Raw genomic sequence first — 3,268 nt, forward strand, 5'->3', positions numbered from 1 at the left:
GAATAATCCAACAATTCCGCACATGGCTGGCAGATCTCCTTGTGTGTTTCACTGTGATTCGACGGTATCAACAAAACTGGGGGACATCAATAATAGTAGGAAAGTTTTTTTCCTAAGAGGCAATGGGCGCGATCTCTGATTTCACGCCCATTGCCAGCTCCTAAAGCTGGATCAGTATCGTTCCAGCTGTGCCTTCACCTTCTCTTCGTCGCCGGTGTGGCGGGCCTTCTCAAGGTGTTCACCTTCCCGGACGAACTGGATGCGACGCCAGCCGATCCAGAAGGGATCTTTTGCAAACTTTTGGCGTTTGACGCATGGAATGCAGTGACCGGAACTGTTTGATATCCCAGCATCTGGGCATCTTTAAGAGTTAGGAAGTTAATGTGACAATATCCAGTTAGGGTAAACGGCATGCAGATTCAGTCAATTTGCAGAGCTCGTTAACTGGTTTCGCCTAACTAAAGCGTTTGCTTTGATCAACGCCAGAGTTTGCTACGGATCTACTGCAGAGTGTGATCAACGCGTCGTACGAAACTGTCCGATGTTGGGTCGACAAATTCAGGTTCGCGATAGCTCAAAGCTGTGGCAGAGACTGGACCGTCCGTTTCCACGGACAGAACCAATTCGGCGACAGGTAAGCTGAAACCCTGCTACAGACCTATTGTCCCAGGTCCTACGGGATTCTGACTAATGATGTTTTTGGGCCTATTACGAGGATGTCAGTTTAGCCGCTGCCTAGTCGTTCATGTTTGGAACAAGACGTGGCCCGCATCAATGAACTCGACATTGATCAGCTACATGAGCCGCGGATTGGTTTTGCCACATTGATTTCGGGCCCAACAAGGAATGCCTCGAGGCGGTGATGTCGGGTTGTTAAGGCAGAGCGGCGCCATGTTGATCGACCGCGCGCTAAAGCCAGTGTTTCTAACATGAGATTTTGAGGACAACTGCAACAAGATGTCAGTAGTTGCCAGGATGGCCCTGTCGTTGACAAAAGTTGTAAGCAATCTGCGAACCCAACTTGACGACCCAGCGCCCACGGGTTCGTAGGATCCTTCGATCCCACGAAGTAGTAGCATCTCCTCAATTTCACACGAGCTCAAATTGAAGCGAACGAAAAGTCACCCCGCGTCGTAACGATTAGAGGAGGATATCAGAGACGCTTGTAGCCGATGGATTCAACGATACTACCTGTTTCTAAAACTACGCACTAGCACCGAACGACGGATAACGTGACAAAACCAATGGGCGGCATTGAATTACGCAATCGGTGCCCGCGTAAATTGGGAAGGTATTTTGACTGGACAGTTCTTGACAATCTTGCATGGTTGCGTTGCGTCACACTCATTTTTCAGGAGATTTCAATGCCCCAAGTGTCCGACACCAACCGTCGCATAGTTCTTGCTGAACGTCCCATTGGACAACCGGACAAAAACACGCTGCGGTTTGAAATCACGGACATTCCAACACCCGGCGACGGAGAGATGTTGGTGCGTACGGTGTTCTTGTCTCTGGACCCCTATATGCGGGGTCGTATGAATGACGCGAAATCCTACGCGGAACCTGTTCCAATCGGTGGCGTCATGACGGCTCAGGTCGTGGGGCAGGTAGTGGATTCGAACCTCGAAGAGTACGAAGCCGGAGACTACGTTCTAAACATGAGTGGCTGGCAGGATTACGCGATCTCAACTGGTGAGGAAGTCGTCAATCTTGGCAAGACGCCGGACAATCCGTCCTGGGCGTTGGGTATCCTGGGAATGCCCGGCTACACAGCTTATGCGGGGCTGCTGAAGATTGGTGAACCAAAACCCGGTGAAACCGTTGTCGTGGCGGCTGCGGCTGGACCGGTGGGCGCAACCGTGGGTCAGATCGCAAAGCTAAAAGGGTGCCGTGTGGTGGGTATCGCGGGTGGCCCGGAAAAATGCGAACACGTGGTAAAGAACCTTGGGTTCGACGCTTGTGTGGATCACCGCGCGGCGGATCTTTCGGCGCAATTGCGCGACGCCTGTCCCGATGGCATTGATGTTTACTTCGAGAATGTCGGCGGCAAAGTGCTGTACGCGGTCTTACCGCATTTGAACCCGTTCGCGCGTGTCCCAGTCTGCGGCGTCGTATCCTGGTATAATCTGCCAGTTTTGCCGGATGGACCGGATATGGGCCCCGTAATTATGGGTACCCTGCTGCGGATGAAGGTCAGAATGCAAGGCTTCATCATTTTCGACAATTTCGGTCCTGAGGTTTACCGCGAATTCGTTCAGGACATGATGGGCTGGCTGAATGACGGCTCGATTACCTACAAGGAACATGTGGTTGAAGGGCTTGAAAATGCTCCGGCAGCATTTAACCAACTGCTGGCCGGAGACAACTTTGGGAAAATGGTCGTTAAGGTAGCGTGAGCTAGGGCCGGGAAAAGTTGTTCCACGCAATCCGCGCCTCAATGCCGGAATCTATTTCGTTCGCGAAACGCATGATTGCCAGCCCATAAGGCGAACGCATTTCGGGGATCGACCCTGCAATTTCCAGCACAGCGCGTGCGGCGCGTTTGGCGTCGTTTTCATGCGCCACAAACCAAACTAAATAGCAAAGGACGCCGTCAACCATATAATTGGGTGCATTCCCTTCATAGCGTGTAACGACATCGGCGACCGTGTTTTGATAGCGTTTGATCACCTCGCTCATGTCTTCGGGGTCCAACCACGCCGACAGTGCCTTTGATCCGGCGAGATCCACAACCAGAGTTGTCATAGGGCGACGCTCGGCTTCTCGAATCTGCGAATGTGCAAAATCACCGCGGGGTGCGAGTGCGCCTAACTCTAGGGTTTTGCACCCGCGGCGAGCGGCAGCAATGTAAACCGCAACTGCGCCATAGAGAAGGGCAGTCCAATGTCGGCAATGGGCCCCACCATTACCTGTGCGAAGCACCTAGCAAATTTGCAATGTCAGGCATGGCAATCAGTGTTCAAGCGCCTCAACACAGTCTTTTGCTTCTACCTAACAGTTGCGTGAGATTTCGCGTCTGGGTCTAAGTGAGCAGCCCTATCTGACGGGTCCAACGTGATTGTTAGTGCATGATCGGCCTGTGTTCCATCGGGATGATGGTTTCTGGTGCCGGAGGGCGATAACCCAGTGCACTGTGTGGTCGTTTGGTGTTGTAGTGCTTCCTCCATTCTTCGATGATGATCTGCGCTTCTCTGAGCGAGTAGAAGATTTCCCCGTTCAACAGCTCGTCCCTCATGCGACCGTTGAAGCTTTCACAAAATCCGTTCTC

At 52.4% G+C, this 3,268-nt stretch carries 3 protein-coding genes; 1 reads left to right on the plus strand and 2 read right to left on the minus strand.

The window, feature by feature from the left end; translation table 11 throughout:
* Positions 1 to 1,364 precede the first annotated feature (1,364 nt).
* Positions 1,365 to 2,396 carry an NADPH-dependent curcumin/dihydrocurcumin reductase gene (gene curA, locus RUA4292_RS00090; RefSeq protein ID WP_058275764.1) on the plus strand — a complete coding sequence of 344 codons (1,032 nt, stop codon included), beginning with the start codon at positions 1,365 to 1,367 and terminating at the stop codon, positions 2,394 to 2,396.
* A 1-nt stretch (position 2,397) separates the two neighbouring features.
* On the opposite strand, the gene RUA4292_RS00095 is transcribed toward curA, so the two are convergent.
* Positions 2,398 to 2,745 carry a hypothetical protein gene (locus RUA4292_RS00095; protein ID WP_058275765.1) on the minus strand — a complete coding sequence of 116 codons (348 nt, stop codon included), beginning with the start codon at positions 2,743 to 2,745 and terminating at the stop codon, positions 2,398 to 2,400.
* Between the two features lie 316 nt (positions 2,746 to 3,061).
* The coding region (locus RUA4292_RS00100) for an integrase core domain-containing protein (RefSeq protein ID WP_145974787.1) at positions 3,062 to 3,268 on the minus strand (207 nt) is incomplete at its 5' end.

This window comes from Ruegeria atlantica (assembly GCF_001458195.1).
In the GTDB taxonomy this organism is placed as follows: Bacteria; Pseudomonadota; Alphaproteobacteria; order Rhodobacterales; family Rhodobacteraceae; genus Ruegeria; species Ruegeria atlantica.

Excerpts from the sequence above, each read along its gene's own strand:
- curA (WP_058275764.1), top strand. The coding sequence starts at position 1,365 with ATGCCCCAAGTGTCCGACACCAACCGTCGCATAGTTCTTGCTGAACGT.
- RUA4292_RS00095 (WP_058275765.1), bottom strand. The coding sequence starts at position 2,745 with ATGACAACTCTGGTTGTGGATCTCGCCGGATCAAAGGCACTGTCGGCG.